Source organism: Ureibacillus acetophenoni (assembly GCF_900220965.1).
Taxonomy (GTDB): Bacteria; Bacillota; Bacilli; order Bacillales_A; family Planococcaceae; genus Ureibacillus; species Ureibacillus acetophenoni.
Genome location: NZ_OBQC01000036.1, coordinates 1 through 2,175, shown reverse-complemented (window position 1 = coordinate 2,175; position 2,175 = coordinate 1). Strand labels below are relative to the sequence as shown.

Below are 2,175 nucleotides of genomic sequence, written 5' to 3'. Positions count from 1 at the left end.
AAAATAGAGTAGGGTGACCATTTTCATGGCCACCCCCTCATCAAACCGTACGTGCCCTATTAAGGCATACGGCTTACCAATGTGTTTAATTGAATTAATAAGTTGCTAATCTATTGGCGTAGTTCATTTTCCTTACACGTTCAGGATTGAAATATTCTTGACCTTTTTCCTTCGCTCTTTTCAGAGCGTTTTCATATTTCTTTTTCCCTTTTTGTTTCATGTAACTAATGTAATCCTCAGTTGTATGTCCATATTGTTGACCGTAATAATATTGGAACGATGGTACTAAACCTATGCGTGTGAAGTATTCAATGGTCCATTTTGAAGACATAGCCCAACCTTTACTTTGACTAGGATGTTTGTGTATCATGGCTACTCTAAGTCTTCTTCTAATATATCCATCAATTTGAAGTAACTCATTTTTGAATGTGTTAAAGAAACATCGAGAGTTCATCCCATACTGTTTGTTGGCTTGTATAGCTTTCCAGATAGTTAGGAAATAATTCACTTTTCCACGTATGATTGAATTTACTCGTTTCACCCATACTTCTTGGCTGAATGTTAAATATTTCTTAGTCTTTTCCTTAATCTTAGTTTTGAAATCCTTCCAGGTTTCATTCTTGGGGTGTGCAAGATAGTAAGGACTGCCGTCCTTCTTACGTCTTCTCCAGTGCCCAAAAGTAAATCCTAGAAAGTCAAAGTCATCGTGACGAAAATCTATAACCCTAGTTTTCTTCACAGAAATTTCTAGACCTAATTCTGAAAGTTTCTCCTTTGTTGCTTTTTCTGCTTTTAAGATAGTTTCTTGCGTTTGGGCAAAAATAAGAAAATCATCCGCATATCTTACAAATCGGATTCCCTCGAGGCTATCTAACATCCAGTCAAGTTCATTTAGGTAAATATTAGCTAATAATGGAGAAATCACTCCTCCTTGCGGGGTGCCAGAGTCATTATTGTTGTATTTTCCTTCCTCCATATATCCTGCTTTTAACCATTTCCATATCATATCGAGGACAGTGCCATCTGCAATATATTTATTTAACACTTTCATTAGCTTTTTATGCGGGATGTTATCAAAGAAACCTTTAATATCGCAGTCATAAATATGATTGAAACCTTGTTCGATATTCCACATGATAATTTGCATAACTCGCTCGGCGCCTAAATTCGGTCTATATCCACATGACCATTTATGAAAAATTCCTTCTTCAAATTTTGGTTCTAGTACGTTCACTATTGCCTGTTGAACAATTCTATCCTCAATATTTGGTATACCCAATGGTCTTCGGCTTCCATCTTTCTTTGGTATATAAACTCTTCTAACCGGTGAGGGTAAATACTCTTTCTTTCTCAGTTTCGTTAGAAGGTTATCAAGCCTTTCTTCAGCTTTCGCTTCAAAGGTTTCGATTGTTTCCCCATCAATACCGCCGGCTCCATTGTTCGATTTAACTTTTGTCCAAGCTGTCATCAGTTTACGGTCAAACAATATTTGTCCATAGATACTGTGCCATTTAAATTTCAACTCATCATTCAATTTCATTCCACACCTTTCATTATGTACATTCAGTTCGTTTATACCGAAGTATCGTTTTCTGTTAACATTACACACATTTAGCAATGTGGAGCCACAAGGTCACTCCCCTTCCGTTCCATACATGTTTGGTCATATATGTACTTCCGTACTATGAGAGTGTCTGACTTCTTCATTTATACAGTCAATTTCGGATGCCCTTATATGTCTGTATCCTTTCGGTTGAAATGAAGACCTCACGGGGTTATTGCACTATCCTTTCGAACATACCCAGTACCATCACTCGATAAGCTACAACAATCCGGCTGATTCATTGAATTGTCATCCCAGTAGGGGTTTCCTGTTATTTACGGACAGTCACCAACTTACCTAGCCGCCGTACTTCACACTTATTGCATTTGGGTCTGCTCGTCCGACTACGGGTCTCTCGATTTTCCGTATCTCCTTCAAACACCACCTCACAATGGTGCCCTAGATTAGTCTTCTTCGGTTATATCAGCATTCCGAAGGAAGGACTTTCACCTTCGAGATGATAAACATTCTGGGATTCGGGAGTTGTTATTACCTCAGTAACATCCTCCAACCTTTAACAGTTTATCCTGTGCTGTTATTGCACATGGTGCAACTGCCCGTCGCACATAAAA

1 protein-coding gene is annotated in these 2,175 nt (G+C 38.3%); it reads right to left on the bottom strand.

The genetic code is table 11. The features are described 5' to 3' along the window. Window positions 1-94 precede the first annotated feature (94 nt). Entirely contained in the window at window positions 95-1,534 is a 1,440-nt protein-coding gene (gene ltrA / locus CRO45_RS19700) for a group II intron reverse transcriptase/maturase (protein ID WP_097151303.1), read from the bottom strand. Window positions 1,535-2,175: the final 641 nt, after the last annotated feature.